The following is a 25,617-nucleotide window of genomic DNA, read 5'->3' on the forward strand; positions in this document are numbered from 1 at the left end:
CCAATTCCCAATGCCCAATGCCCAATATATAAACTATGACATCTACTACTACTCGTCGTAAATCCAGCACATTTTATGTGATTTTGATTGCTGGTGCTGCTGCCCTCGGCGGTTTTCTATTCGGTTTTGACACTGCTGTAATCAACGGTGCGGTTGGCGCTCTTGCCAAAGCCTTTAACGCCAACAGTGTGTTAACGGGTCTTGCCGTGTCCCTAGCATTGTTAGGGTCTGCGTTAGGAGCTTTCTATGCAGGGAAAATCGCAGACCGATATGGTCGAGTCAAAGCAATGGTAGCAGCTTCGGTGTTGTTTACCATCAGTGCTATTGGCTCTGGGATTGCCTTTGGAATCTGGGATTTCATCTTTTGGCGGGTATTGGGTGGCATTGCAGTTGGTGTTGCTAGTGTAATCGCGCCAGCTTATATTGCCGAATGTTCTCCTACCCATTTGCGAGGAAGATTGGGATCTCTGCAACAATTAGCGATCGTAGTTGGAATTTTCATTGCACTGCTATGCGACTACTTTATTGCTGTATCAGCAGGTTCAGCCGAGTCGCCGTTTTTGTTTGGTATAGCCGCTTGGCGCTGGATGTTTTGGACAGAAATTCCTCCAGCCATACTTTACGGAATGTCAGCTTTAATGATTCCCGAATCTCCCCGATACTTGGTTGCTCAAGGACGAGAGCCAGAAGCTGCTAACGTTCTGACCAAGATTTTGGGGGGCGATGTGCTGGCAAAAATCGAAGAAATTCGGCAGACAGTACTTCGAGAACGCGAACCGAGATTTTCTGATCTTTTAAGCAGAAATGGTGGACTCCTTCGCATTGTTTGGATAGGAATCGGTTTATCTGTATTCCAGCAATTCGTTGGGATTAATGTAATCTTCTACTACAGCAGCGTTTTATGGCGGGCTGTTGGATTTTCCGAACAAAGTTCCCTAACAATCACGGTGATTACAGGAGCCGTCAACATTATTACAACACTGATTGCGATCGCCTTCGTGGATAAATTTGGTCGTAAGCCGTTGCTAATAATAGGTTCAATTGGTATGACCGTGACCTTGGGGACGATGGCTTATGTTTTTGGCAATGCTCCCCTAGATGCTGCTGGAAACCCCGCCCTCACCGGAAGCGCCGGGACTGTGGCTCTTATCGCAGCTAACCTCTACGTGTTTTGCTTCGGTTTCTCCTGGGGGCCAGTGGTTTGGGTGCTATTGGGAGAAATGTTTAATAACAAGATTCGAGCGGCTGCACTTTCAGTTGCTGCTGCAATTCAATGGGTCGCGAATTTCCTTATTTCCACAACATTTCCTCCCATACTCCAATATTTCGGTCTAGGTTCTGCCTATGGACTTTATACAATTGCGGCGGCTACCTCATTCTTTTTCATTCTCTTTTTTATTAAAGAAACCAAAGGAATTGAGTTGGAAGATATGTAATTCGCATCTGCCTAATTTGTAATTCTGAACTCAATCATTCGTAAAAAACTTTATTTTCAACTTTTCAAATCAAATTCAGTAGTATCTGAATGATTAAAGAACCGCAGAGACGCTGAGGGTGCTGAGAAGAGGAAAGAAGAATAATTCCGATACAAATGGATTTGGTATCAAATCAAAAAAGATTGCTGTAAATTTTGTGGGGTGGGCATCTTGCCCGCCCTGATGCTGCAAACTTTATCTGGAACATCTAACAACAACTAAATACAAGCTTTCGCTTCAGTCAATCAGTAAAAAGATGGAAACTCTCAATACTGCTCTTTGTTCTTATGGTTTGTCTGGTAGGGTATTTCATGCGCCGTTCATTGATTTGCATCCCGGTTTTCAATTAGCAGGCTCTTGGGAAAGAAGCAAAAAGCTGATACAGGAAGATTATCCGAAACTAAAAAGCTATCCTTCTTTGGAAGCATTACTAGCCGACAATCGAGTAATATTGGTGGTGGTAAATACACCAACTTATACACATTACGATTATACAAAACAGGCTTTGCTGGCAGACAAGCATGTAGTGGTAGAAAAAGCATTTACCACAACAGTGAGAGAAGCAGAACAACTGAATGAATTGGCATTAAAACAGGGAAAGAAATTATCTGTATATCAAAACCGCAGGTGGGATAGTGATTTTAAAACAGTAAAAAGAGTGATAGAGGAAGGTTTGCTGGGTGATATTATTGAAGCAGAATTTCAATTTCAAAAATATAAACCAGCACTCAGCCATAAACAACATGTAGAAATTCCCAGTCCAGGTGCAGGAATATTAAACAATTTAGGCCCGCACCTAATAGACCAGGCTGTGCATTTATTTGGGATGCCTGATGCTATTTTTGCAGACATCCGAATCACGAGAGTGCGATCGCAGGTAGATGATTATTTCGAGTTGATACTCTACTACGACAAACTGCGCGTCAAATTAAAAGCAGGTTTCCTGGTACGTGAGCCTGTACCTGCCTACATCATACATGGCACTAAGGGTTCTTTTCTCAAAAGTAGAGCCGATGCCCAAGAAGAGTATTTAGTCGCGGGTATCAAGCCTAATACACTTGATTGGTATACAGAGCCAGAAAGTGAATATGGCTTGCTGCATACAGAAAAAGACACAAAAGTAATTCGGGAAAAAGTAAAAAGCTCACAGGGCAGTTATTTAGGCTATTACGACGCAGTATATAAATCTATTGTTGATAATCAGCCAGTTGCTGTTACTGCCGAAGACGGAATTAATGTAATGCGGATTATAGAAGCAGCTATTAAAAGCAGTAATGAGCAAAAAGTTATAGCGTTGCTTTAAGTAATCTAAAATTTCAACTCAAAATATCTAACTTTAATGCTGGCTAGCTTATAAGCCAGAAGCTTTTGTTCGACTGTAATTTATTTCTTTACAAAGTCAGAATTCAACCATTTTCACATAAATAAGTCCATGATTAAAATTCTTCTGCATAGCTTTTTTATCCTATTTTTTGCAGTTCCAGCAGTTTGGGCAGCACCTCCAGAAGATGATAGAAATTTGCAGGGACAAGTCAATTCTGTTTCCCAACTTTCCGACATTAAACCGAGCGATTGGGCATTCCAGGCACTGCAATCACTAGTCGAACGCTATGGCTGTATTGCAGGTTATCCTGATGCAACCTATCGCGGTAATCGTGCCTTGAGTCGTTATGAATTTGCAGCTGGTTTAAATGCTTGTTTAGACCGGGTGAATGAATTAATTGCTGTGGGTACTAATGATTTAGTCAAAAAAGAAGATTTGACAGTGCTGCAAAATTTGCAGACAGAGTTTGCGGCAGAATTGGCAACTCTGCGTGGCCGGGTGGATACCCTGGAAGCACATACAGCAATGCTGGAGGAGCAGCAATTTTCCACCACTACCAAGCTGAATGCTCAAATTATTACCGCCATTAGTGATACCTTTGGTAATAGGGTGGGTAGAGACAGCGATGACTCCCGTCCCTATTTTGCAAACCGGGGTCGTCTCAACTTAGAGAGTAGCTTCACCGGTAAAGATTTATTGCGAGTCCGGCTAGAGTTTGGCAACTTTACAAATTCTAATGGTGTAAGTGAAATTGCCGCAGCCACAGGCACAGGCATGACACGACTGAATTTCGATAATGACAGCAACAATACACTAATAATTCCCCACATCCGTTACTACTTCCCCGTTGGTGACTCCCTTTCTTTCGTTGTTGGCCCCACAGGTATTGGTTACAACGACATCACAAATAACATCACTCCTGCCACGATCGCTGATGATGGTAATGGGATTCCCTCACTCTTTGGTAAAAACAGTCCCCTCTTCGAGCGGGGTGGTGGGGGTGCAGCCGCTAACTGGAGTATCAGTAAAAACTTGATTCTCACCTTGGGCTATTTAGCAAATAGTCCAAACGTTCCATCAGCGCAAAATGGCTTATTTGATGGCGGCTACAATGCTCTAGCCCACTTAGCATATTACGGCGAACAAGGAGCTATTGGTGTCGCCTACTCTCATGGTTATAACCCTGCTGGCACTGTAGATATCAACGCCAGTAGAGGCAGCGCCCTTTCAAATGCTCCCTTCGGAAATAACATTGCTACTTCCAATAGCATTGTTGGCGTACAGGGATACTATCGCTTTTCCCCAAATTTCCAGGTTCACTCTTGGGGCGGATATGTTTGGGCAAATGCAAAAAACTCTGGTTTCAGCGATATTTCTAATGGTAGGGGTGGAACAGATTCTCTCTTCGTAAACAATGGTGATAATGCCAATGCTTGGTTTGGAGCGATTGGTATGTCGTTTCCCGATGTGGGCGGTAAAGGCAACCTGCCAGGAATTCTCTTTGGGATACCACCGCGTGTCTCTAACAGTGATATCCGTCAAGATCGAGACACCGCTTACCATATTGAAGCATTCTATCGCTACCGCCTGAACGATAATATCTCAGTAACTCCTGGTTTTTGGGTGATTCTCAACCCGGAAAATGATAGTAGGAATGATACGCAGTATGTGGGCGTGCTTCGTACAACCTTCGATTTTTAATGGTTTAGTTGGCTAACAGACTCTGTTAGCCAACTCGCAATCAATCGAAAATACTCGAATATTTAAACTGATACAATAAGTCTCTTTAATAAGGGGATTTTAGCCAAGTCTTGTTCACTGAGCTATTAGCTAAATTCCGCCGTAATCTAGTAGCATCTTCACCACTTTATTTCATCACTCTGTATAAAGATTAATCAAAGCTAAATATCAGTATTTGCTAGGACTTGCTTTATCTCTAGGGAGTGAGGAAGTCAAAACTTCAGATATTGTAAATTCTTTACTTATGCGGATTACGATTCCGTTTGTCCATGATGATACTAATAGGCTGAAAATCTTTTAATTTGCATTCGTAAAAAATAAATTACTTGTGAGGTGGGCAACATGAGCGCCAAAGTTGTGCAGATTAAAAGTTCTACAGCTTGCTTTAAATATCTTTATGACTGTTTAAGATTGAGCATTTATATCTTAAAACAAACCTAGGGGCAAAGTAACGAGAATTATTCTTAGGAAATAGGCATACAGACTGCCCGTAAAGACAAAGATGGGCATCTTCTCCATCCCGCAAATATGCAATACCAAAAATAGCTTTGGTACATATATTCTGAAGCAGAGCCTACACAACTTAAGTAGTTAAGAAATGAAGTAATTAAGACGAATATAAATCCTTGAATAAAACCTAATTCTAACCCATTTGGTAAACCTGTTATGAATTCTGAAAACATCGGTCAAGTGAGACAAAGTTTAGGATGGTTCATCGTTCTAGGCATTCTAATGATTGTGCTAGGCATGGCAGCGATCGCAGAACCATTCGTTGCCACGATTGCCATTACAATCGTCATCTCTTGGTTTTTATTGATCGCTGGTATTGTCCGAATTGTCCACGCATTGCAATCACGACGACAAAAAGGCTTCTGGCTAAAGCTAGTGGTTGGTATTCTATATGCACTTGCTGGGATTATGTTGATTGGCAACATCTTTGGTGCTGCGCTCTCCATCACATTCGCCTTGGGAATTGTCTTTTTGGCTGAGGGTGTATTTGAGGTAATTACAGCATTTCAAATACGTCCAGAGCCAAATTGGGGTTGGACACTGTTTAGTGGCATGATGGCCATTATTTTGGGAATTTTAATTTTGTATAAATGGCCTTTCAGTGCAGCTTGGGTGCTGGGATTATTTGCAGGGATTAATTTTTTGTTGACAGGTGTTTGGATGATCGCGCTCTCACTGCCTAGCCGTCGCATTCCTAACCAGAGAACAGGAATTTGAATTGGGTATAGGGGAGAGGTAACAGGTAATAAAGAATAATTTGTACCCTGTAACCTATACCCTATCGCTAAAGCCTAACATCACAGTTATGGAGCAGACTGGTAATAACTACAGCAAGCTTTCAGTGAGTAAACTACTGATTTGCAGGAGGTGCTGACCGATCGCCACCTGGAGGATGAGGCGGAACACCCAACGCATCTTTTAACTGTTGTTCGCTAACTCCTAACTTGGTCGCTGCCGCCTTAAAATCAGGGCGGGGTGGGCGCTGACTGCGATCGCCTGTGGGAGGATTGGCAGGGACACCCAACGCATCTTTTAACTGCTGCTCACTAACTCCTAACTTGGTTGCAGCAGCTTTAAAATCAGGACGAGGTGGGCGTTGATTGCGTAGGCGTAGCCCGTCGTAGACATCGCCACTTGGAGGATTGGCAGGGACACCCAACGCATCTTTTAACTGCTGCTCACTAACTCCTAACTTGGTTGCAGCAGCTTTAAAATCAGGACGAGGTGGGCGTTGATTGCGATCGCCTGTGGGAGGATTGGCAGGGACACCCAACGCATCTTTTAACTGTTGTTCACTAACTCCTAACTTGGTTGCAGCAGCTTTAAAATCAGGGCGGGGTGGGCGTTTTTCTCCTTCTGGTGGTTGATTGGGTGGTTGTTGCACCTGGGCAATTTGAGAAAATTTATTAGCGGCATAAGCCTGATTGAGTGAAATCAAACCAAATGTGCCAACCAGAACGGGAATCGCTGTTACAACTAGTATTCTACGAATATTCATGATCATTTTTCCAAAAATAGCTCGTTTACATTTCTGATTTAACTGAACCAAAATTACAGTTTGCCCTGCTTGTAAATTACAATTTTGTAATTTTGAGGAAAAAAGGGTGCTGCAATTAACGGTTATTGTGTTCTACACGATTTTGAACCGCACCCTGATGATGCTTTTGGAGATGTTGGGGAGGATGTTTTTTATGATTTAACAGGGGTTTAGAATGTCTAATCTGTGGTTTTTTATCAGATATTTGTGGTCTTTGAGCCTGTTGGGAAATCTGGGCATTTCGATTGGATGGATTAGCGGCATAAGCCTGATTTTGTAGGCTAAAACCGAATGTACCAATCAAAAAAGGAATTGTTGCTACGGCTAAGACTCGACGAATATTCATATAAATCAACCTGCAAAAGGTAAGGTGTTCATATTTCTGATTAAGCCACCTCAAAATTACAGTCCAAGTACTTTCTAAATTACAGTTTTGTAATTTAAGTAGAAAGGTAATGAACCTAGAATGGAACAATATATAAACTAATAAATACTTGTGAACGTTCTATTTGTCGAAGATGAAGCGAAAATTGCTAACTTCGTCCGGGCTGGACTGAAGGAGCAGGGATTTGTTGTAGACTACTGCGATAACGGTGATGAAGGATATCTGCGGGCATTAGAAAATGAATATGATGTTCTTATCCTCGATATTATGGTGCCGGGAAAGGATGGACTATCAATCTTAAAACTCTTGCGGGGGCAAGGTCGGAATGCGCCGGTAATTTTGTTGACGGCTCGAAATGAACTAGACGATCGCTTGGCAGGGCTAAATTTAGGAGCAGATGACTACATTGCTAAACCGTTTTTTGTAGAAGAGTTAGCAGCTCGAATTCATGCCGTTGTTCGCCGGAGTGTGAGCGATGTCTCCGACGGGCTACGCCTACGCCAAAATATCCTTAGTGTTGGGCCTATCAAACTCGATCGCATCACCAGGGAAGTTACTTGCGATCGCCAGGCGATAGAACTCACCAGCCGCGAGTTTAATCTTCTGGAGTATCTCATGCGCTCTCCTGGAAGGGTTTTCACCCGTACCCAAATTCTGGAGCATGTTTGGGGCTACGACTTTAACCCCAACACCAACGTCGTAGATGTTTGTATCCAGCGAATTCGTAAAAAAATTGACCACATTGATGAATTAGTCTGGATTGAAAGCATTCGAGGGGTTGGATATCGGTTTCGCAAACCAGAGTCTAGCTCATGAAACTCCCTTCATTTCGCCTCCGAATTGCCCTATTGTCTGCGGCTCTAGCTGGAACCACATTAGTCGGTTTTGGTGCAGTCTCCTGGTTTCAGATTTACAATGCTAAAATCAGCCGTCTTGATGCAGAACTGTTAAATCACTTGATGCGGGCAACTCCGAATTTGCCACCACGGGGGGAACCTCCTGAAAATCAGGGTAAAGAAAGCCGCCCCTCACGATGGCAATTTTACGAAGACTCATTAGCTGATGCCTTCGGAAGTAATACAAAAACCCCCATTGCCCTACTGGTGCTTGATGCAAACGGCAACATACTTTATCAATCTAACTCCCTACCTACCGACGTTGAGGTGAATCGCCTGCTGCTTAAGCGTCTTCAGTTGATACCTTTACCATCACCTCCGCAGAGAGAACCACCGCCACCAGGGCAAACGCATCTAAAGTATAAGAATCCTTTAATAGCAAGGGTTTTGGCGTTTTTTAATTTAGCCTATTTTTTCATCAAGATCCTTGCCCAGCAAGGGTTTCAGAAATCCCGTGCGTTCGCCCTGCCACCGCCACCCTCAAATAGAAATGTTGGGCCGCCACCGTTTCTTCGTCCACGTCCACCTAAATTTGTCACTGAAAAGACAGCAAAAGCAGCTTGGCGAATTGGAGCAACTAAATTTCCCAATGCTCAGGTTGGCATTGCTGTGAATCTGCAAGCTGTCGATCAAGAAATGGCTACCATTCGGAATATTTTCCTGGTTTCAATTCCGGGATCGCTACTGCTAGTTGCAGTTGGTGCATGGTTAGTTTCTGGTGGTGCTTTGCGTCCTATCCATCAATTAACAGGTGTTATTCAACAAGTAACTGTTAAAGGACTAGATCAACGAATTCCCATTGGAACAACTGATGTTGAATTTGTCGAGTTGATTCAGGTATTTAACTTGATGTTGGAACGGTTGGAACGCAGTTTTACCCAAGCTTCCCGCTTTAGTGGTGATGCGGCTCATGAACTGAAAACCCCACTGACGATTTTGCAAGGTGAACTAGAACGAACACTGCAACAGGTTGATCCTGGGAGTGAAGTGCAACAGCGCTTAAGTAACCTATTAGATGAGGTGCGCCGCCTGAGTGGAATTATGCGGAAACTCTTGCTGCTATCTCTAGCAGATGCCGGAAAAATGAGCTTGTATTTGGTTGAGGTGGATATGTCTGAGTTACTGATGGAGATGCTAGAAGATGTGGAAATGCTGGCTCCCCACTTGACTGTGCAAACAGACTTTACTGATGGACTACGCTTAAAGGGCGATCGCGATCTTCTGATTCAAGTTTTGCAAAACCTGTTCAGTAATGCTATAAAATACAATCTCGCCAACGGCTGGATAAAAATTCGCACTCATCAAACTCAAACAACTCTCCACGTCATCATTGCCAATGCATCCAAAGATATTCCAGCGAGCGATCGTTTACGCATTTTTGACCGCTTCTATCGCGGCGATCCGGCTCGAACCCGCAAAATAGAAGGCATCGGACTAGGACTCAGCCTAGCCCGTGAAATTGTCAGGGCACATCATGGCGACCTCACCCTTGACTCAACAGCTTTTGGTCAAACAGCTTTCACCCTCACTTTACCGATGAAGGAGGCAGGAGGAGAGCGACGCGAAAAAATGAGATTATTGTGAAAAGAGCAGGGGAGGCAGGGGAGAAAAACTGACCTCTGCAACAACTCCCTTCTTTGATGAAGTGACAAAATTTAGATAAGTTCGGTTTTGAGTTGCAATTCTCACAAATCAAATAGGATTGCTATATATGAAAGAGTAATTTTCAAATGACCATTTACTTTTATAAGGTTTGGCAGCCTTATGGCTGTTTTTCTAACTTTTCTCCCCACGGAATTCATATCCAGGACACTTACTGGGCAACTGTTGAGCATTATTATCAAGCACAAAAGTTTGTTGGCAGCAAAGATGCGGCAATTATACCCCTCATCCATGCCGCCGCCACCCCAGAAGAAGCTGCCGCTTTGGGAAGATGTAGCACTCGCCAACTCCGTCGAGACTGGGATTTGGTCAAAACACAAATTATGCGAGAAGCTGTACTCAAAAAGTTTCTCACTCATGTTGATATTAGAGAAGTTCTGCTGAAGACAGGCGATGAGCTTTTGGTTGAAAACTCCCCAACCGATTCTTTTTGGGGCTGTGGTGCTAATAAAGCAGGTCAAAACCATCTCGGTAAAACTCTTATGAGTGTGCGTGAAGAAATTCGTAACTTACTATCTTTAACAAGAATTTACGAATAATTTCATCAAGATATAGGAATCCGGTTTGATTCCTGTTCACGCAGCGTGGCGTAGCCATATTTACTTGTGTGGGCAGGGAATAGGGAATAGGAAAGAAGGGATAGATCCGTACTGAGTCTTGTTCAAAAATCAAATAGGAGTTTTATAGTTACATTTAATATAAAATCAGTAATTAGACGGGGAATATTAAAATTCTCCAGTCAAAATTTTTTGAAAAATTGCCAATAATTAAATCAAGTTCATTTAAAGCTTAAATCTCCCTAAAGCTACTTAATAAAGAGCAAGTTCAAGACCATTTAATTTATTATTGACATTTTGTATTAGCAATATTCAAACCATTGTTTTACATTGCTTGCAATGCTTGAATTTTCTTGCTAAATTGGCAAATTAGTCATTATTTCTGCTAAAAAAGCTTATTGCTATTGAGAATATACAATGTAGTTTAAGGCTTTGAGACTTGTAGGAGCGATCGCCCTTGTAAATATTAAGAAATATCTGACTAATACATAGCTTTTCAAGGGAAACTACTGTGGTCTTTAGGGAGCTTTCGGGGCAAAAATGGTCAAGAAAATAAGGTAATGATGAAGATATTATTTAAGTAAAAATACTGAAATATTTTAATGGTTAAGAATATAAAATCAATAAGTGTCAATGGTTAAATTTTTATTTACTTTAAAATTGAAAGGATGTTTGAAAAGTCACTAATGATACACCAAATAGTTTGATATCTCCCTAAATCAACTTTCTTAGGACTACGGGAATTAAGCAAAATATCCAATACTTTTCAAATACCCTTTAATCCATTTCTAAAAAAATTGCAACAGATGTACGGCCCTCGCAATGCCTTTGTCGCAGAAATTTATTGAAATGGAATAAAAATCAAGGCATTGTAAATTGAAATTTATCATTAGGGACAATTATAAGAAAAACTATACTTCAGTTATGGTGTACATAAGCAATGACATCTATCGATAAACCAAACGGCTTGCAGAAAAGCTTAGAGCAAGAAAGCTTACTGCACCGGATGATCAAACAAATCAGGCGATCGCTCGATCTTCAAGAAATATTAACAACTACCGTTACTGAAGTACGGTTATTCTTACGTGCAGATCGAGTCAAGGTATATCGTTTTGATACTAGTGGTAGTGGTGAAGTCATTGCTGAATCTATTTATAACGAGCGTCTGCCATCCTTGTTAGGGTTGCGCTTCCCAGTTCATGATATCCCCGAAGCAGCCAGAGAGATGTTTGTGTTGGCGGGGCAACGTTCGATTGTCGATGTAGCAAACGAGAAAATCGGGTTATCACCTCTACAATCAACAGAAACTGGCAAACGCCTACAAACTAATATCTACTATCGGCAAGTAGACCCGTGCCATATTCAATACTTAAAGGCAATGGGTGTGCAATCTTCCTTAGTAGTGCCAATTTTAGATCGTGATCCACAAGAACAATCGGCAAAGCCTAAATTGTGGGGATTGCTGGTAGCTCACCAGAGTGAACCGCGAAAGATTTTAAAGCGGGAAATCAAAGTATTGCAGCAAGTTGCCGATCAGGTTGCGATCGCGATCGCTCAAAGTAATCTACTCACCGCAGCGCTTACCCAGCAAAAGCAAGAAGCTACTATTAACCGAGTCACCAGACTATTGCATAAACTACCAACAATCCAGTTGCAAGGAGCTATTCAAGAAGTTATTACCGCATTCAGTGCAGTAGGTGGCAGGCTTTACATTGAAGAGAGCCGGGAACTATACACCTGGGGCGACCAACCCACACTACCCTACGAATTAGATAGCAGAATTATTGAACAGCATCCTACATGGCAAAACTGGATGACTGAGTGTAAACCAGGTAATATTTGGGCAACCTCTGACCTCTATAAAGAACCGCATTTGCGAGTTTTAGCTTTAGCATTTCGTTCTACTCAAATTCGCGGACTGATGGTGATTCCCCTGCATTACCGGGAACAATTTATCGGTGTATTAAGCATTTTTCGCGCTGAATTTGAAACGGAAATCTTGTGGGCGGGACGATGCGAACAAAATCGGCGGCAACTTCTACCCCAGCTTTCCTTTGAGGTTTGGCGAGAGCAAAAAAAGGGTCAAGCGCCTGAGTGGAAACCGGAAGACATGACATTGGCACAAGCCTTGTACGATCACTTTTCAATGGCAATTCAGCAGCAAAAGATATATAAAGAAGTACAAGCCCTGAATGCCAACTTGGAACTGCGGGTGCAAGAACAAACTGCTGAACTAGAACAATCATTACTTCTCACCAAGGTAATCAAGCAAATCACAGAGCAGATCCGCAGTACATTGGACTTGCAGACAACCCTGCAAACTATTGTCTCCGAAGTCCGCTCACTGCTAAATTCAGACCGGGTAGTAATTTTCCAACTGAACAGTAAATCGGTGATTGTGGAAGAGATTAATGGTAATTGGCAGTCAGTTTTGGGAGTGAATGCACCACTAGAATGCTTTCCTGATGAGCATACGTATTTATACGCTCAGGGTAGGGTACGAGCAATTAACGACGTTTCAACTAATTCTTTAAGTGATTGTCATCGAGAGTTTTTGCAAAGTCTACAAATTCAAGCAAACTTAATAGTTCCAATTAATATAGGTATAGAACTATGGGGTTTACTAATTGCCCATGAATGTAGCGCTCCCAGAAATTGGCAGGATACAGAAATTGATTTATTGCAACAACTAGGAGATCAGGCTGCGATCGCCATTCAACAAGCACAACTCTACGAACAAACCTGTAAAGCTGAAACTGAAGCCAGAAATAAAGCAGAACAGTTAGGAAAGACTTTACATAAACTCCAAGAAACACAGACAAGATTAATTCAAACCGAAAAAATGTCCGGCTTAGGACAGTTGGTGGCGGGTATCGCTCACGAAATCAACAACCCCGTTAACTTTATCTACGGTAATCTGTGCCACGCCAGTGACTACATCGAACAACTGCTAGAAATTTTACGCCTCTACCAGCTACACTATCCTGATCCTCATAATGAAATTAGCGCTGCGATCGAAGCAGTGGATTTTGAATTTTTGATAGAAGACCTCCCAAAAATCATCACCTCAATGCAAGTAGGAAGCGATCGCATCCGTTCAATAGTGCTGTCGTTACGCAATTTTTCTCGCTTGGATGAGGCTGAAAACAAGCGCGTTGACTTGCATGAAGGCATTGACAGCACCTTGTTAATTTTACAACATCAGCTGAAAGGAAATGATGAATTCCCAGGCATTCAGGTAATCAAAGACTATGGCAACATCCCAACGATAGAATGCTATGCCGGCCAAATGAATCAGGTATTCATGAATATTTTCAGCAATGCCATAGATGCTTTAGAAACGGGGAATGGAGAATGGGGAATGGGGAACTGGGAAATGGGGACTGGGGAGGAGGACAAAGAGGATAAGCCATCTTCAGTGCCTACTATCCACATTTCCACTAGAATCTCAGCAGATAACTCTCGTCTATTGATTCGTATTAGTGACAATGGGCCGGGAATGACTCCAGAGATAAAAAAGCGAATTTTTGACCCATTTTATACTACTAAACCTGTGGGTAGGGGTACAGGATTAGGATTGGCAATCAGTTATCAGATTATTGCCGAAAAACATGGCGGAATAATGGAGTGCATTTCCGAACCTGGGAAAGGTACAGAGTTCTGGATTGAAATTCCCGTCAAGCCTCCAGCTAAAATCGTTCACTCAAGGTAGAGAAATAGATTTTCTTCCTTATTTTCAGAATGTTTGTTTCAAAACTTAAAATTTGAATTAGTAATTACTTTATTCATCCAAAAGGTTGATGATATTTTTTAAAAATAGGCTAGGAAAAGAATTTAGAAGTTATTCCATTACTGCAATAAGCTGTTACGCATATAAGAAAGCATATCAACTGGTGAGGTTGTCCTTTGTCATTTGTCCTTGGTAACACACAAATGACTAATGACTAATGACGGTCTACACGGAAAATAGTGCAATATGTAGGCGCGTTCGCTTATATTGACTTTGATTACACAATACTTCAAAAGTAAAGTTTCGTTGCAAAAAAACTCCCTTCCATCTATGAGTGATAATCTAATAATTGAAGCTCATAAAGAAGCTTCCCTGGCAGATATAACAGCTGCATTTGGAGTCGTGAGTAAGAGGTAAAAGACGCTGTTTAACTTACATCTGTCTCGTCAAAACACAGCAACACCCAACGCGAAAACTGCTATTTCCTCAAATGTGGAAGATTAGGGGGCGCTGTTACTAGATTTCATAACTTGTTTAACACAAGCAATGAAAATTAGTACATCCCTGCATCTGATAAACAACGAGAGAAGATAGTTCAGCGAGTAGATGCTTGGGTGTTGTTGTGTTTAAAGAGAAGTCTAAGATATGGACTCCTCTTGGTGTAAGATTATACTAAGCTAAATAGTGAAAAATAATTTAAATAGCGCCTTATGTCAATTATTGCGCTCAGAGCGTGGTATCTACAGGATTACGAGCCGATTCCAGAACTAGAAAAACGTCCCCCAGACATTCGCTTAAGCAAAAAAAGCCTGCTGAGATCGGCATTGCGAGCAGACTTTTTAGAAGAGAGTGACGAAGTTAAGAAATCAACTTGGTTTGGGCGCTATCTAGAAGGGGAAAATATTGAATTTTATATTGAAGGAAGTGGTGGCTATTGCGTCGCCAACATTGACTTAATTAGTCATGAAATTTATTTTACCAAACAGGCACTGTTGGCTCAGTTAGAACCAACAATTTTTTTATCCTATCAAACTGAGTATGTCGCTGCGACGAATGCTCTCAGAGAAGAACTGCGAAAAAGTTTAGAAAGTTTAAACTTGCGATCGCGCCTTCCTCTAACATTAGTAGAATCCTCTCGCCCCAGTGGTGCTACTCTACGGATTAACCGCACCATCATGCGAAAAATCCGTAAGAGTTTGTTATTTATCGCTGACACCACACCCATCGCTAGTGTTGACGGTAAAGAAACCCCCCAACTAATTCCTAGTCCCAATGTCTGTATTGAGATTGGCTATGCTATCCAAAGTAAGCGATCTGAACAGATTGTACTAGCACAAATGCAACGTCCAGATATTGAAGGACAATTTCCCTTCGACTTACCCACACAGCAAATTTTGCAATTTCAAGACACTACAGAACTAAATAAAATCCTGACAGGAACAATTCAAAACCAGTTAGCACGATTCAAATTGTTTTTTTGAGCAATCAGTAAAAAGTAAAAAGTTAATATAGCGCTTACCGATCTGGTGAGGTACGTTTTCAAAGCTACTAACCTTACTAACCAAGATTTGGGTGTACCTCAGTTGCTTAGTAAACGCTATAATCATAAGGGACTTCCAAATAAAAAAATACCCAAACAACTGACAAAAAACTCTCTTCTCCTCATTCCTCTGTGTTCTCTGTGGTTCGTTTCATTTTGGTAATTTATTTCTTGAAAGTCCCTAAATAAATTCCTTTTGCCTTTTACCTTATCGCTGATGTAAATCAAAATAATTGGACAGGTTTCTTTTGCAGCTTAGAAGTAATTGAGCTTACCCGATCGACCACAGAAATCATGTATTTGTAATCTGGTACTTGTCCATTGGGTACATACCCCACTTCTTGAGCTAAACCAGAAGGCGCATCACTCATCACTTTGCGGATAAACTCTTGACGGTTACGTTCTACATTCGGGCCAATCAAGACCACGCCTAATGGTACATAGTGAGGGTCTTTAAATAGTATACGGAATTCCGTGGGGGCGGACTGTGAACCGTAGAGAGCCAATTCAGCCTCTGAAACAGCACAGGCGATCGCTTTTCCTTGAGCCACCAATTCCAGCGCGGCTTTAGGTGTGGGTGCAAATAGGATCTCAGCTAGTGTTGTACCATAAAGATTGTAAAGAGGAAAATAATATCCTGTTGCTGAACCTAACTGACCTAAAGCCAGTGTTTGACCTTGTAACTGTTTCAATTCGGTAATTGGACTCTCTTTGCGAACAACGAAAATTGAGCGCAAATTATTAATACCTATTAAAGGAAATAGGGGAGCATATTGGTGACGTGCGATCGCAATAGCCGCTAAACCCGGTGGAGCAAATACCAATGACCAAGCACGAGCTTCTAGGCGCTCAACCGCTCTATTTTCATTAAAAACCGGCTCTAGCTGAATATATGAGTTTGTTTTTTCACCCAAATAACTATTAAATTTAGCATATTGATTAATTATCTGTTCGCCTCCACCATAGTTGAGAACACCAACAGTTAACGTACCATTAATATCATTTGGTGATTGACAAGCAGCAAATGTCAAACCTAGCAGATTAAACAGAAATAAACGTCGGGGAAGTCGCAAAAACATCACTAATTATTGGTTAAGGAAGTAACTTGGTTTTCAGAACTAATTTAGATAAGTTTGACTGCTGCCTAAATAGGTTACATTGCGGCAAAAAGTTAATATTTATTTAAATATTGTTGAGATGCTTTCTAACAAGTATAAATAAATATTAGACAAACTCAGATACCACCTTCATTGGTTAGGTTATGTTAAACAACATTACATTAAAAAACTTAAAAATCGGTGCTAAATTTAACTTACTTTTAATATTAGTTTTCATAGTCAGTATTGTGGGAAGTGGGATTGCCTTATCCAGTGTACTTCAGGGGAGAGCGCAAAATGAAGTAACTTCTCAAGCGCAGATTCTCATTCAAATGGTGAACGCAGTTAGAGATTATACACAAAATCGGATAGATCCCTTATTAGAACCTAGACTAGATACTAACCCAACGTTCATGCCTGAAATTGTACCAACTTTTTCTTCTAAAGAAGTCTTTGAGAATTTTCGTAAAAAGCCTGAATATAAAAACTTTTTTCATAAAGATGCAACACTTAATCCAACAAATTTAGCGGATAAAGCTGATAATTTTGAAACTCAACTTGTAGAACGTTTTCGCAATGAATCCAAAACTCAAGAAATTACAGGCTTTCGGAAATTATCAGAAGGCGAAGTATTTTACATAGCGCAACCATTAAAGATTACACAACAGAAATGTCTGCGATGTCATTCTACACCAGATCAGGCTCCTAAGAGTCAGTTGGCAACTTATGGTTCGGAAAATGGTTTTGGCTGGCAACTTAATCAGATTGTTTCTGCTCAAATAATCTCTGTTCCTTCCCAAGAGATTTTTGCCAATGCCAAACGGACTTGGGTATTAATCATGGGGCTTTTAATAACTATCTTTGCGATCGTAGTTTTCTTAATTAACTTCTTAATCAAAAAATATGTTATTCAGCGCATCAGAAGAATTGAAAAAATAGCCCAAAAAGTTAGTGTTGGTGATATGAGCGCTAATTTTGAAGAAAGCTCTAATGATGAGATTGGTGGGTTAGCAGAAGCATTTAATCGCATGAAATCAAGCTTAAAAATAGCTATGGAGATGTTGAATAACCAAAGCTAACACAATTCTGGATTTTAGATTATGAATCTGTTAAAGCCAAAACCATACGCTTCCATTAAGGATTTCTTTATTCTCTCTGTGTCCTCTGCGCCTCTGCGTGCGGTTCATAAAAAAACTGACTTGGATAAAAAAGTACGAGAAATAAAGAACGAACCGCCATCTCTACGAGAGGCTTCCGCCAACGCAAAGCGTCTCGAAGAGAAGAAATAATAAATTAATAGATTTGGCCCAGCTTCACAAAGAAACGGTATAACTGAACAAGATTGCGCTATGAGTGAAAAATTTAAGAAAGTAAGCGTTGCTGAAATTTCAAAGCTTTTTGAGGTTCGGGAATTTGTGATGCTAAAAGTTGCACAAATTCTGCACGAGAAATTTGCCCAGATGACTTAACAGCTTTTTGGACTAGAAACTTAGCTATTGGGCCTATTAAATCAGCCAATTCCCGCTCACACTGATGCACAAAGCTATCGCTGATTAGTTGAGATTCTTGGCTTGGTAAATTATTGGACTGAATTTCAGATTTAACAGTAAATTCCTGTAGTAGAGTAGGCTTCTCTAGTAGAAACATTGTTTTCTTCTTAAAATCAATTTGTTGATTTCCTCGAAGATGAAGGGCTAATTGATTAATTAATTCTTCGCAGTTGGGTGCTGATGCCGCAACTTGTTGGAGTAATCTTGAGGCAACGGGGCCGACAAATTCCAAAAGAATCTTTTCTAAGCGGCTATAATTTTCCGTAGACAGGATGGAAGCAGACGGATACCCAATTGAGTTTTGTTGAGAAAGCGAAGCTTGAGATAATTGTCTAAAAGATGCTGATTGAAGTGATTGCGCTGCTACTTTACTATCAAGATGTTTAAGCACCTGTAAAACTTCAGCCGCAGATTGATAGCGCTGTTTAAAGTGATGTAGCACCATCTTAGATAGCACAGATGCCAACTCAGAACTGACATTAGCCTGATGTTGCCAAGAAATTTCACCAGTATCTGGATCTTCCTCAAAGTTGATAGGATGTAACCCCGTCAGCGATTGGATACCAATAATACCCAAAGAATAAATATCGCTGTTAGAACGGGGCTTACCTTGCCCCTGTTCTGTAGACATATATCCTGGGGTGCCAATGATAATAGTAGCCCCCGTGCCCCCTGAAACTGTAAGCAGTTGAGTTTGGACTTGTTTAACTGCACCAAAGTCAATCAGCACTAACTTACCGTCTTTTTGCCGCCTGATTATATTGTCTGGTTTGATATCTCGATGGATAACGTTGTGGCTGTGAATAAATTGCAGAATACCCAACATCTGTTGCAGAAGTTGAATTACTTGATCTTCTGTCCAAAGTTGATTCGGTAAGAGTTCTGCTTTTAGAGTATGTCCCTCAATAAACTCTTGCACCAAAAAGAACTCTTGGTTATCTTCAAAATAGGCTAAAAGCCGAGGAATTTGGTCATGGTTGCCCAGTTCTTCTAGTGTTTCTGCCTCACTGGTAAATAGCCGTCTAGCTGTTTCGAGAAATTCGGGGCTACGAGTGACAGGCTTAAGGTGTTTGACAACGCATTTCGGGAAACCTGGCCGATGGGTATCTTGAGCTATATAGGTTTGACCGAATCCACCTCCCCCTAAGACTTGGAGGACTTGGTAACGTCCGTCTAATAATTGTCCTAACATTGTCTCACTTGCCTTAAGTCCTAAAATTCATCTTGGCACAACTACCAGTTTTGGCAAGATGAATTTGAGGTAGATCATGCTAAAATTCAAAGGTTTTTTGAGGATTTTACTACACACAAATTCATGACTCCCTAGACTTCAGATGAGCTTGTAACCTAACCAATATTATTATTGAAGTTTTAATTGTTCAGAAATCGGCAGTGCCCCAACTTTTGAATTTATTGCTGGTTGAGAGACTACAGTCACTTCTCCCTGTGCAGTTTTATTTACAAAGTAGGTAATTCCCCTAAAGCTCAATTTATAAGCTACTGGTGATAAAGGAACTTCTGACGATTTTGAATTTGGATCAACACAATAATTAACGCTACGGTACATTAAATTATAAGCTGGCCCAAGTTGAGGAACTGGTTGAAAGGGCTGTTCTGTTTTTTTGCTGGCAACTTTGCTTGGGTTGTATTCGTAGCTCAGACCACGATAGTAAAGTTTCATAAATTTCGCCTCCTGAATAACTAACTGTTGTTCAACAATGCCAATGACTTATCAGAAGTTGATTGGAGAGTTATGCAGGAGCTAATGTAAACTTACACTGGGAGCTATGCGGTTTCGTCAGATCCAGTAAAAAACAAGCGATCGCTAAATCATTTTCCCAGTAGTATAAATAGATTTATACTTTTTAAGCAGTATTAACACTTAAAAAGGAAAGATGAGTTTGAGTCATAACTTGCAAGACTCTCTTTTTTGAGCCAAAAAAAGCTAGGATTCCCTTTGAGCAAGAATTTAGAGATAGGGATTATCTACGCTTAATGGAAAAAAATATATGTGCAACTTTAGATTTGAGTAAATCATTATCCGACTTTTCTTCGCAGGTAACAAAATATTTAGAATTGACGAACATCACGGAATGGAATGGGAAAATTCTTAAAGAAAGAGAAGAAAAAATTAGAGAAATTGCACTTATTTTAGCTGGACAGTGTATTGCAATTTTGTTGTATAACCTCTCCCAATCTCAGTCAGCTAATCAAACAGCTATGATTCAAACAAGAAGCTGGTGGGATACTACTATGCAAAAACATGGTTATAGAAAACGCCAAATCTTAACAGTTGGAAACGTTTTATTCACTCTAAAATTACCATATATGGTAATAAAAAGTCAACAAAGACCACAAATAAAATGTCTCCTCAGGGGTTTTATCCCCTGTTAAAGTGGTTGGGGATGTCAGAAGGATTAACCCCATTAGTATGGTCAATGGTTGCTCAATATGGTGCAATTACTAGCTCATTTGAAGCCGCCTGCACAACTTTAACTGGTTGGGGAATTGATCTTAGTTTAAAACGAATTGAGCGTTTGACATACAAATTTGGTCAAACTGGCATCAACTTACGGCAATCTAAAATATTAAATCGGCAAATGGGCATTTTACCTGAAGGTAATATTCTTAAAGACCAAAGAGTTGTTATAGCTGTAGATGGTGGTCGGAGTCGAATCCGAATTAATAAAAAGGGAAGAAAAAATTCCAAAACCAAGCGACACGGGTTTATCGGCAAATGGGTTGAGCCAAAGTTATTCACAATTTATGTTGTTGATGAGCAAGGTAAAAAATAAATAGTTCTGAAATTCCTATTACGAATGATGGCACTTATGAAGGATATAAAGCGCTTTTGGAGATTTTAGAAGCGTATTTAGTTGACTTGGGAATTAGTCAAGCAAAACAAGTCTTATTAATTGGGGATGGAGCGGAGTGGATCTGGATACATATCCCCCCACTTTTGACAAGATTAGGATGCCCAGCAGAAACTTATCAGCTATTCGATTTCTATCATGTTACGGAAAATATAAAAGTATTTGCAGACGCGGCTTTTAATGAAGAAGTACAGTCTAAAGAATGGTTTATAAAAGTTAGAAAAAGTTTAAAAAAAGGTAAAGCTAAATCCTTAATTAGCCAGATGGATGAGTTGATTGCTGTAGCTACTGGAGAGCGGTGTAAGATTATGGTAGTTAAGCGAAATTATATTTTAGATGCTTATCGTAAAGGGCGTTTAAATTACGATAAAGCAATAAATAAAAAACTACCTATTGGCAGTGGCGCGATTGAGAGTTTAATCCGCCAAGTTGTAAATTTAAGAATCAAAGGAAACAGTAAATTCTGGTTGAAAGAAAATGCAGAAATTATGTTACATCTGCGTTGTCAGTGGATAGCTAAAAGTTGGGATAATTTTTGTACTTCCATCTTTAATTCCTTTATCAAACCAGAAACCGCTTGATAAATTTTATACTTTACTTCTACTCTCAACTTATGATTTGGTTTAATTAACACTAAGTATAAAAGACTAATTGTAGATATTTTTGTTAACAATCGTCAAATAGCTTGCTATTAATCTTTTTGAGATATCTCATCAAGGTGAATTCTCGTGGCTATCAGCACATATTTAGTAAATAAAGTCACTTCTTACTTAGATTTTATTTTTGCGATCGCTTGTTTTCTACTGGATCTGACAAAACCGCATTGCTCCCATGCTGGGCAGGAACTTACACTTTTGAAGGAACTGATTAAAGGATTAGCCGTCTAAAGTGAGGAGTCATTGGGCATTGGGAATTGGGAATTGGGCATTGAGCATTAGTTATTCTTTCTTCCTCTGCTTCCCCTGCCTCCCCTGCTCCCTTACTTCTTCCCTCATCTCCACCTCCCGTATGCTTACCCTTTTCATTCAGGGGTTACGTGGTTAACAATGGGTTGAATGTTTTTTAAATGGTTCAATCTTATGGCTAGAACTCCAAATGAATATGCCGTATACCTCCTACTGGAAAGCGGCCACCGGGAAGAAGTACGTTTTCCTACTATTCAAGAGTTTCAGAAGTGGTATAGCGGCGAACTTGTGCCAAAATCTGCTTCCAATGACTTTATTAGTGTGCCGATCAAAAATATTCAAGGGGAATATATGGTAGTAAGACCTTCTCGGGTTGTGGCAATCCGGGTAGAACCTATTTTTAGTTCCAGTGTTGAAAGATTCAACTAAATGATGAGAAAAACCCTTGCTTTACTTTCCTTGAGTCTGGGAGTTGTCCTTATAAACCCTCTTTGGTCGGCTGTTGCTCAGGTTCCTAACTTACTGCCCTTGCCAATACCGACTACTCCCGATCTCTCTCCGGTGCCAATACCAATCACTCCAGAGATAACACCACCGCTAAAACCGATCGCCATAGGAAGCGATTGTACGCTCCAGCAGAGGTGCTTGGGTTGGGATGATCAAATTTGGGGTCAAACAGGTAAAACAGGTGTTGGCGCTTCGCCCACCGGAGGTGATCGCAATGCGTTGTTGGCTTCCATTGATAACAGTCTGATTTACCTAACAAAAGGTGAAGCGATCGCAGCATATCAAAATTATCCAATCAAGGAAATTACCCTCGATCGCGTCCGCCGGAGTTTGTTACGTTTCCGTCAACTGGTTGTCAGTTCTAAGTCACCTGCCCAATTACAATCTGCTGTCCGCCGTGAGTTTGTCTTTTACCAGTCTGTAGGCAACGATGGCAAGGGTACTGTTAAATTCACCGCTTACTACGAACCTGTTTACACCGCTAGCCGTGTCAAAACTGCAATATATAAGTATCCCCTTTATCGGCTACCACCTGATTTCAGCCAATGGCCGAAACCCCACCCCAAACGAATTGATTTGGAAGGGAAAGATGGTTTACAAGGGAATAAGAGCAAATTGCGCGGTTTAGAACTGCTTTGGTTCCGCGATCGCCTCGACGCATACATGGTACATATTCAAGGTTCTGCTCAAATTAAGTTAACTAATGGCAAAACAACGTCAGTTGGCTATGCGGGTGGAACAGATTACCCCTGGACTAGTATCGGCAAAGAACTAGCCAAAGATGGCAAACTGCCACTAAATGGATTGACAATGCCACGTCTAATTAGTTATTTCCGGCAAAAACCCCAGGAGTTGAATAATTATCTGCCCCGATGGGAACGATTTATTTTCTTCCAAGAAACAGGTGGTAGAGGAGCGACTGGTAGTATTCATGTGCCAGTGACAGCAGAACGTTCCATTGCTACAGATAAGTCTCTCATGCCACCGGGAGCGCTAGCTCTGATTTACAATTCATTTCCCTATCCCGCCAGTCGTGGCAAATTAGAGAGGCGTACTGTCAGCCGCTTTGTGCTTGATCAGGATACAGGAAGCGCCATCAAAGGCCCGGGCCGGGTGGATTATTTCATGGGGTCTGGTAAACTAGCAGGCGATCGCGCTGGCATCACAGGCGGTAATGGTTCACTATATTATTTGCTGCTCAAAGAATAAGTATTGGGCAGAAGAGGCAGAGGGCAGGGGGCAGGGAGCAGGGGAGCAGGGGAAGCAGAGGGAGAAGAGGAGTGTGGGGAGTGTGGGGAGTGTGGGGAGTGTGGGGGGTAAGACTTCTTCCCCATCCTCCCACACCCCTTGGATTTATTTCTCACTTGTGAGAAATCCAGGCTAATGCCCAATTACCAATTCCCCATTCCCCATTCCCCATTTCCCATTCCCCATTTCCCATTCCCCATTCCCACTTAATACGGCGGATAAGCAAAATCATCTTCATCGGCATAAACATAAGAGTTAGAAACTCCTGCCATTGCCAATTTAGGCGTTTCTGATTTTACAGGTTCCTTCCCAAAATCTTTGTATTCTTCAAAAGTCTTGCAAATCATTGCAGACTCTAGAGAATCCGAAGCTATTAAATATTGAGTTAAAGTCCCTACTGTAGGATGTTTGTAGTCTACAGTTGAAGCGACTAGAACTGTATTTGGTTCAATACCTCTTTCTTCACACTCAATTATCGGGCAAAAAATCCCGTGAGCATGGAACAAAGGGCCTTTTGGCGTTAAAGGTTGCTTGCGGTAAACAGCATAAGCTTTTTCTAGTTCAGCCACGAATCCACTAACTACTTTACCTTGTTGATATTCGCAGTAGGTTTTGCTGAAACTCGCTCCGGCAGCACCATTAAGAGTTAGTTGTAGTGGTGATTCGTGTAAAAACTTTTTATTCTCGCCCACTATAAAAATTAGATAGCGAGTAAAGGTTTTAAATTTAAGTTTATCTGCTAAAAAGGCATCATAATTCTCTTTAAGCGTACCCAATTTTAGACCACTTTCCCGATCCTTAACAGACAATGGCCCTCGACGCACTAAAACCAAGTTTGGAGTAGTGCTAATAAAGACCGTTTCGACTCCAGAGCTAAATTCATGCTCTACCTGCTGCCAATTATCATCTGGCACAAAGCCGACAGCATTGGCGTTATCTAGCTTAATCGCCAAACCGTGGGATTGCATACCATCTGTGCCATACCGAGGATTAATCATCTGACACCAAGGGATGACTTGAGAAGGCGGTGCATTAAATTTCTCGTCTTCAAAGTCGAAATTAGCAGATGCTTTCATCGTTTTAGGCTATCAAAGTGTTTTATTGAACAAGTTTATCGGCAGAGCGCTGAGGAAAGGAGAGCCAGAAAGAGAGCGTTGCTACGAGATTTACTCGTACCTTGCGTGTCGCCCTCAAAAGGAGGTCGAACATGCCGTCAAACTGGTGTAGTAATTTTTCCAGGGTAAAGCAAAATCAATCTATGTTGCAATCCCTGTTTCGTTTTTTGACTACTCCTTGGCGTGAAAGCTCTTTGAGTTCTAATCATTACAGATACAGATCCCCATCGAAACAGTGCTGGGTACTCAGCACTTATTGCTCAGTATCATTTCTCTGAACTCAAAGCAGCAAGAGTCTTTAAATCAGGTACTTCTAAGTCAGGTTGACTTAATGCTGATTCTGTAGTTTTTGATCCTTTTTTCTCTGCTCGACGGTTTACCCAGACTGTTGATAGTCCCAGAGATTTGGCTGTAACGATATCGTGATATACACTAGCAGCAACATGTAATATCTGCTCTAGCGGCAAATCAATTCTCTCAATAGCCAGTCTGAAGTTGTTTAAGGAGGGTTTGTAACTTTTTGCTTGTTCTGCTGTGATTATTTGGTCAAATTCTACCTCCAAGTGTTTTGCAGAAAAAGCAAATAGATCGTCATCTACATTGGAGATAATTACCAGTTGAAACTTTTGCTTGAGAGTTTTAAGTGCCTCAACTGTATCGGGGAAAGGTAGCCAATGCTGAATCGAATCAGCAATTGAATTTAGTTCCTTGACAGTTGGCTCAAAGCCAAATTGTTCACCAAATTTCTCGACTACTCTCTTCAAAACTTCCCGATATTTGATAAAATCATCCTTTTGCAGTTCTGCTTCAAATTCAGCAAAAAGTTCCAGAATTCGATCGTCATCTAAATCAGTGTTGTGTGCCAGCAAAAGTGGCTTGAGCGCTCCTAAGATGCCGTTCTCCCAATCAATCAAGGTTCCATAACAATCGAAAGTTAAAGCTTTATACTGATTGAAGTTAATCACC

At 41.0% G+C, this 25,617-nt stretch carries 20 protein-coding genes and 1 pseudogene; 14 read left to right on the forward strand and 7 right to left on the reverse strand.

The genetic code is table 11. The features are described from left to right. The first annotated feature begins 35 nt into the window (after window positions 1-35). The 4 genes from FD724_RS19360 to FD724_RS19375 all read left to right on the forward strand — a co-directional run bounded on the left by FD724_RS19360 (window position 36) and on the right by FD724_RS19375 (window position 5,766). Entirely contained in the window at window positions 36-1,436 is a 1,401-nt protein-coding gene (locus tag FD724_RS19360) for a sugar porter family MFS transporter (RefSeq protein WP_179073743.1), read from the forward strand. 295 nt (window positions 1,437-1,731) lie between these two features. Continuing rightward, entirely contained in the window at window positions 1,732-2,778 is a 1,047-nt protein-coding gene (locus FD724_RS19365) for a Gfo/Idh/MocA family oxidoreductase (protein WP_179073744.1), read from the forward strand. 129 nt (window positions 2,779-2,907) lie between these two features. Then, complete coding sequence (locus tag FD724_RS19370; protein WP_179073745.1) at window positions 2,908-4,500, forward strand: iron uptake porin; 1,593 nt, start codon at window positions 2,908-2,910, stop codon at window positions 4,498-4,500. 705 nt (window positions 4,501-5,205) lie between these two features. After that, window positions 5,206-5,766: an HdeD family acid-resistance protein gene (locus tag FD724_RS19375; RefSeq protein WP_179073746.1), complete on the forward strand. Its 561-nt coding sequence runs from the start codon at window positions 5,206-5,208 to the stop codon at window positions 5,764-5,766. A 133-nt stretch (window positions 5,767-5,899) separates the two neighbouring features. On the opposite strand, the gene FD724_RS19380 is transcribed toward FD724_RS19375, so the two are convergent. Both FD724_RS19380 and FD724_RS19385 read right to left on the reverse strand, forming a co-directional pair. Next, entirely contained in the window at window positions 5,900-6,547 is a 648-nt protein-coding gene (locus tag FD724_RS19380) for a hypothetical protein (RefSeq protein WP_179073747.1), read from the reverse strand. Between the two features lie 115 nt (window positions 6,548-6,662). Further along, a complete protein-coding gene (locus FD724_RS19385; RefSeq protein WP_179073748.1) occupies window positions 6,663-6,932 on the reverse strand; it encodes a hypothetical protein in 270 nt (89 codons plus the stop codon). 150 nt (window positions 6,933-7,082) lie between these two features. Between FD724_RS19385 and FD724_RS19390 the strand changes: the two genes are divergently transcribed. The 5 genes from FD724_RS19390 (at window position 7,083) to FD724_RS19410 (ending at window position 15,297) form a co-directional block, all read left to right on the forward strand. Further along, window positions 7,083-7,787 carry a response regulator transcription factor gene (locus FD724_RS19390; protein ID WP_179073749.1) on the forward strand — a complete coding sequence of 235 codons (705 nt, stop codon included), beginning with the start codon at window positions 7,083-7,085 and terminating at the stop codon, window positions 7,785-7,787. Continuing rightward, complete coding sequence (locus FD724_RS19395; RefSeq protein ID WP_179073750.1) at window positions 7,784-9,451, forward strand: ATP-binding protein; 1,668 nt, start codon at window positions 7,784-7,786, stop codon at window positions 9,449-9,451. The genes FD724_RS19390 and FD724_RS19395 overlap by 4 nt, the downstream gene beginning before the upstream one ends. A gap of 146 nt (window positions 9,452-9,597) precedes the next feature. Next, entirely contained in the window at window positions 9,598-10,068 is a 471-nt protein-coding gene (locus tag FD724_RS19400; protein ID WP_114083141.1) for an N-glycosidase, read from the forward strand. Between the two features lie 958 nt (window positions 10,069-11,026). Next, the gene (locus FD724_RS19405; RefSeq protein ID WP_179073751.1) at window positions 11,027-13,798 is read left to right on the forward strand and encodes a GAF domain-containing protein; all 2,772 of its coding nucleotides are present in this window, start codon (window positions 11,027-11,029) and stop codon (window positions 13,796-13,798) included. Window positions 13,799-14,526: 728 nt separating this feature from the next. Then, entirely contained in the window at window positions 14,527-15,297 is a 771-nt protein-coding gene (locus FD724_RS19410) for a hypothetical protein (RefSeq protein ID WP_114083143.1), read from the forward strand. A gap of 283 nt (window positions 15,298-15,580) precedes the next feature. Here FD724_RS19410 and FD724_RS19415 read toward each other — a convergent pair whose 3' ends face one another. Then, window positions 15,581-16,435 carry a phosphate/phosphite/phosphonate ABC transporter substrate-binding protein gene (locus FD724_RS19415; protein WP_114083144.1) on the reverse strand — a complete coding sequence of 285 codons (855 nt, stop codon included), beginning with the start codon at window positions 16,433-16,435 and terminating at the stop codon, window positions 15,581-15,583. A 182-nt stretch (window positions 16,436-16,617) separates the two neighbouring features. On the opposite strand from FD724_RS19415, the gene FD724_RS19420 reads away from it, so the two are divergent. Further along, on the forward strand, window positions 16,618-17,532 hold the full coding sequence (locus FD724_RS19420) for a DUF3365 domain-containing protein (protein WP_179073752.1): 915 nt from the start codon (window positions 16,618-16,620) through the stop codon (window positions 17,530-17,532). A gap of 283 nt (window positions 17,533-17,815) precedes the next feature. Here the strand turns inward: FD724_RS19420 and FD724_RS19425 are convergent, their stop codons facing one another. Both FD724_RS19425 and FD724_RS19430 read right to left on the reverse strand, forming a co-directional pair. After that, window positions 17,816-19,195 (reverse strand): serine/threonine-protein kinase, encoded by a 1,380-nt coding sequence (locus FD724_RS19425; RefSeq protein ID WP_179073753.1) that lies wholly within the window; start codon window positions 19,193-19,195, stop codon window positions 17,816-17,818. A 168-nt stretch (window positions 19,196-19,363) separates the two neighbouring features. Continuing rightward, a complete protein-coding gene (locus FD724_RS19430; protein ID WP_179073754.1) occupies window positions 19,364-19,684 on the reverse strand; it encodes a DUF4278 domain-containing protein in 321 nt (106 codons plus the stop codon). A 314-nt stretch (window positions 19,685-19,998) separates the two neighbouring features. Between FD724_RS19430 and FD724_RS19435 the strand changes: the two are divergent. From FD724_RS19435 to FD724_RS19450, 4 genes and pseudogenes are all read left to right on the forward strand, one after another. After that, window positions 19,999-21,457: pseudogene (locus FD724_RS19435) on the forward strand (ISLre2 family transposase). Between the two features lie 147 nt (window positions 21,458-21,604). Continuing rightward, complete coding sequence (locus FD724_RS19440) at window positions 21,605-21,763, forward strand: hypothetical protein (protein ID WP_179073755.1); 159 nt, start codon at window positions 21,605-21,607, stop codon at window positions 21,761-21,763. 192 nt (window positions 21,764-21,955) lie between these two features. Beyond that, a complete protein-coding gene (locus FD724_RS19445; protein ID WP_012411579.1) occupies window positions 21,956-22,210 on the forward strand; it encodes a hypothetical protein in 255 nt (84 codons plus the stop codon). A 3-nt stretch (window positions 22,211-22,213) separates the two neighbouring features. Further along, a complete protein-coding gene (locus FD724_RS19450) occupies window positions 22,214-23,497 on the forward strand; it encodes a murein transglycosylase A (protein ID WP_179075559.1) in 1,284 nt (427 codons plus the stop codon). A gap of 245 nt (window positions 23,498-23,742) precedes the next feature. Here FD724_RS19450 and FD724_RS19455 read toward each other — a convergent pair whose 3' ends face one another. Both FD724_RS19455 and FD724_RS19460 read right to left on the reverse strand, forming a co-directional pair. Beyond that, on the reverse strand, window positions 23,743-24,612 hold the full coding sequence (locus FD724_RS19455) for a DUF5895 domain-containing protein (RefSeq protein WP_114083075.1): 870 nt from the start codon (window positions 24,610-24,612) through the stop codon (window positions 23,743-23,745). 305 nt (window positions 24,613-24,917) lie between these two features. Then, window positions 24,918-25,616 (reverse strand): haloacid dehalogenase type II, encoded by a 699-nt coding sequence (locus FD724_RS19460; protein ID WP_179073756.1) that lies wholly within the window; start codon window positions 25,614-25,616, stop codon window positions 24,918-24,920. Window position 25,617: the final 1 nt, after the last annotated feature.

Source organism: Nostoc sp. C057 (assembly GCF_013393925.1).
In the GTDB taxonomy this organism is placed as follows: Bacteria; Cyanobacteriota; Cyanobacteriia; order Cyanobacteriales; family Nostocaceae; genus Nostoc; species Nostoc muscorum_A.

What these genes read in the sequence shown, in the direction of transcription:
- FD724_RS19375 (WP_179073746.1), top strand. Translation starts at nt 5,206, where the DNA reads ATGAATTCTGAAAACATCGGTCAAGTGAGACAAAGTTTAGGATGGTTC.
- FD724_RS19430 (WP_179073754.1), bottom strand. Translation starts at nt 19,684, where the DNA reads ATGAAACTTTACTATCGTGGTCTGAGCTACGAATACAACCCAAGCAAA.
- FD724_RS19400 (WP_114083141.1), top strand. Translation starts at nt 9,598, where the DNA reads ATGACCATTTACTTTTATAAGGTTTGGCAGCCTTATGGCTGTTTTTCT.
- FD724_RS19450 (WP_179075559.1), top strand. Translation starts at nt 22,214, where the DNA reads ATGAGAAAAACCCTTGCTTTACTTTCCTTGAGTCTGGGAGTTGTCCTT.
- FD724_RS19415 (WP_114083144.1), bottom strand. Translation starts at nt 16,435, where the DNA reads ATGTTTTTGCGACTTCCCCGACGTTTATTTCTGTTTAATCTGCTAGGT.
- FD724_RS19455 (WP_114083075.1), bottom strand. Translation starts at nt 24,612, where the DNA reads ATGAAAGCATCTGCTAATTTCGACTTTGAAGACGAGAAATTTAATGCA.
- FD724_RS19420 (WP_179073752.1), top strand. Translation starts at nt 16,618, where the DNA reads ATGTTAAACAACATTACATTAAAAAACTTAAAAATCGGTGCTAAATTT.
- FD724_RS19445 (WP_012411579.1), top strand. Translation starts at nt 21,956, where the DNA reads ATGGCTAGAACTCCAAATGAATATGCCGTATACCTCCTACTGGAAAGC.
- FD724_RS19395 (WP_179073750.1), top strand. Translation starts at nt 7,784, where the DNA reads ATGAAACTCCCTTCATTTCGCCTCCGAATTGCCCTATTGTCTGCGGCT.
- FD724_RS19370 (WP_179073745.1), top strand. Translation starts at nt 2,908, where the DNA reads ATGATTAAAATTCTTCTGCATAGCTTTTTTATCCTATTTTTTGCAGTT.
- FD724_RS19380 (WP_179073747.1), bottom strand. Translation starts at nt 6,547, where the DNA reads ATGAATATTCGTAGAATACTAGTTGTAACAGCGATTCCCGTTCTGGTT.
- FD724_RS19425 (WP_179073753.1), bottom strand. Translation starts at nt 19,195, where the DNA reads ATGTTAGGACAATTATTAGACGGACGTTACCAAGTCCTCCAAGTCTTA.
- FD724_RS19405 (WP_179073751.1), top strand. Translation starts at nt 11,027, where the DNA reads ATGACATCTATCGATAAACCAAACGGCTTGCAGAAAAGCTTAGAGCAA.
- FD724_RS19385 (WP_179073748.1), bottom strand. Translation starts at nt 6,932, where the DNA reads ATGAATATTCGTCGAGTCTTAGCCGTAGCAACAATTCCTTTTTTGATT.
- FD724_RS19410 (WP_114083143.1), top strand. Translation starts at nt 14,527, where the DNA reads ATGTCAATTATTGCGCTCAGAGCGTGGTATCTACAGGATTACGAGCCG.
- FD724_RS19365 (WP_179073744.1), top strand. Translation starts at nt 1,732, where the DNA reads ATGGAAACTCTCAATACTGCTCTTTGTTCTTATGGTTTGTCTGGTAGG.
- FD724_RS19360 (WP_179073743.1), top strand. Translation starts at nt 36, where the DNA reads ATGACATCTACTACTACTCGTCGTAAATCCAGCACATTTTATGTGATT.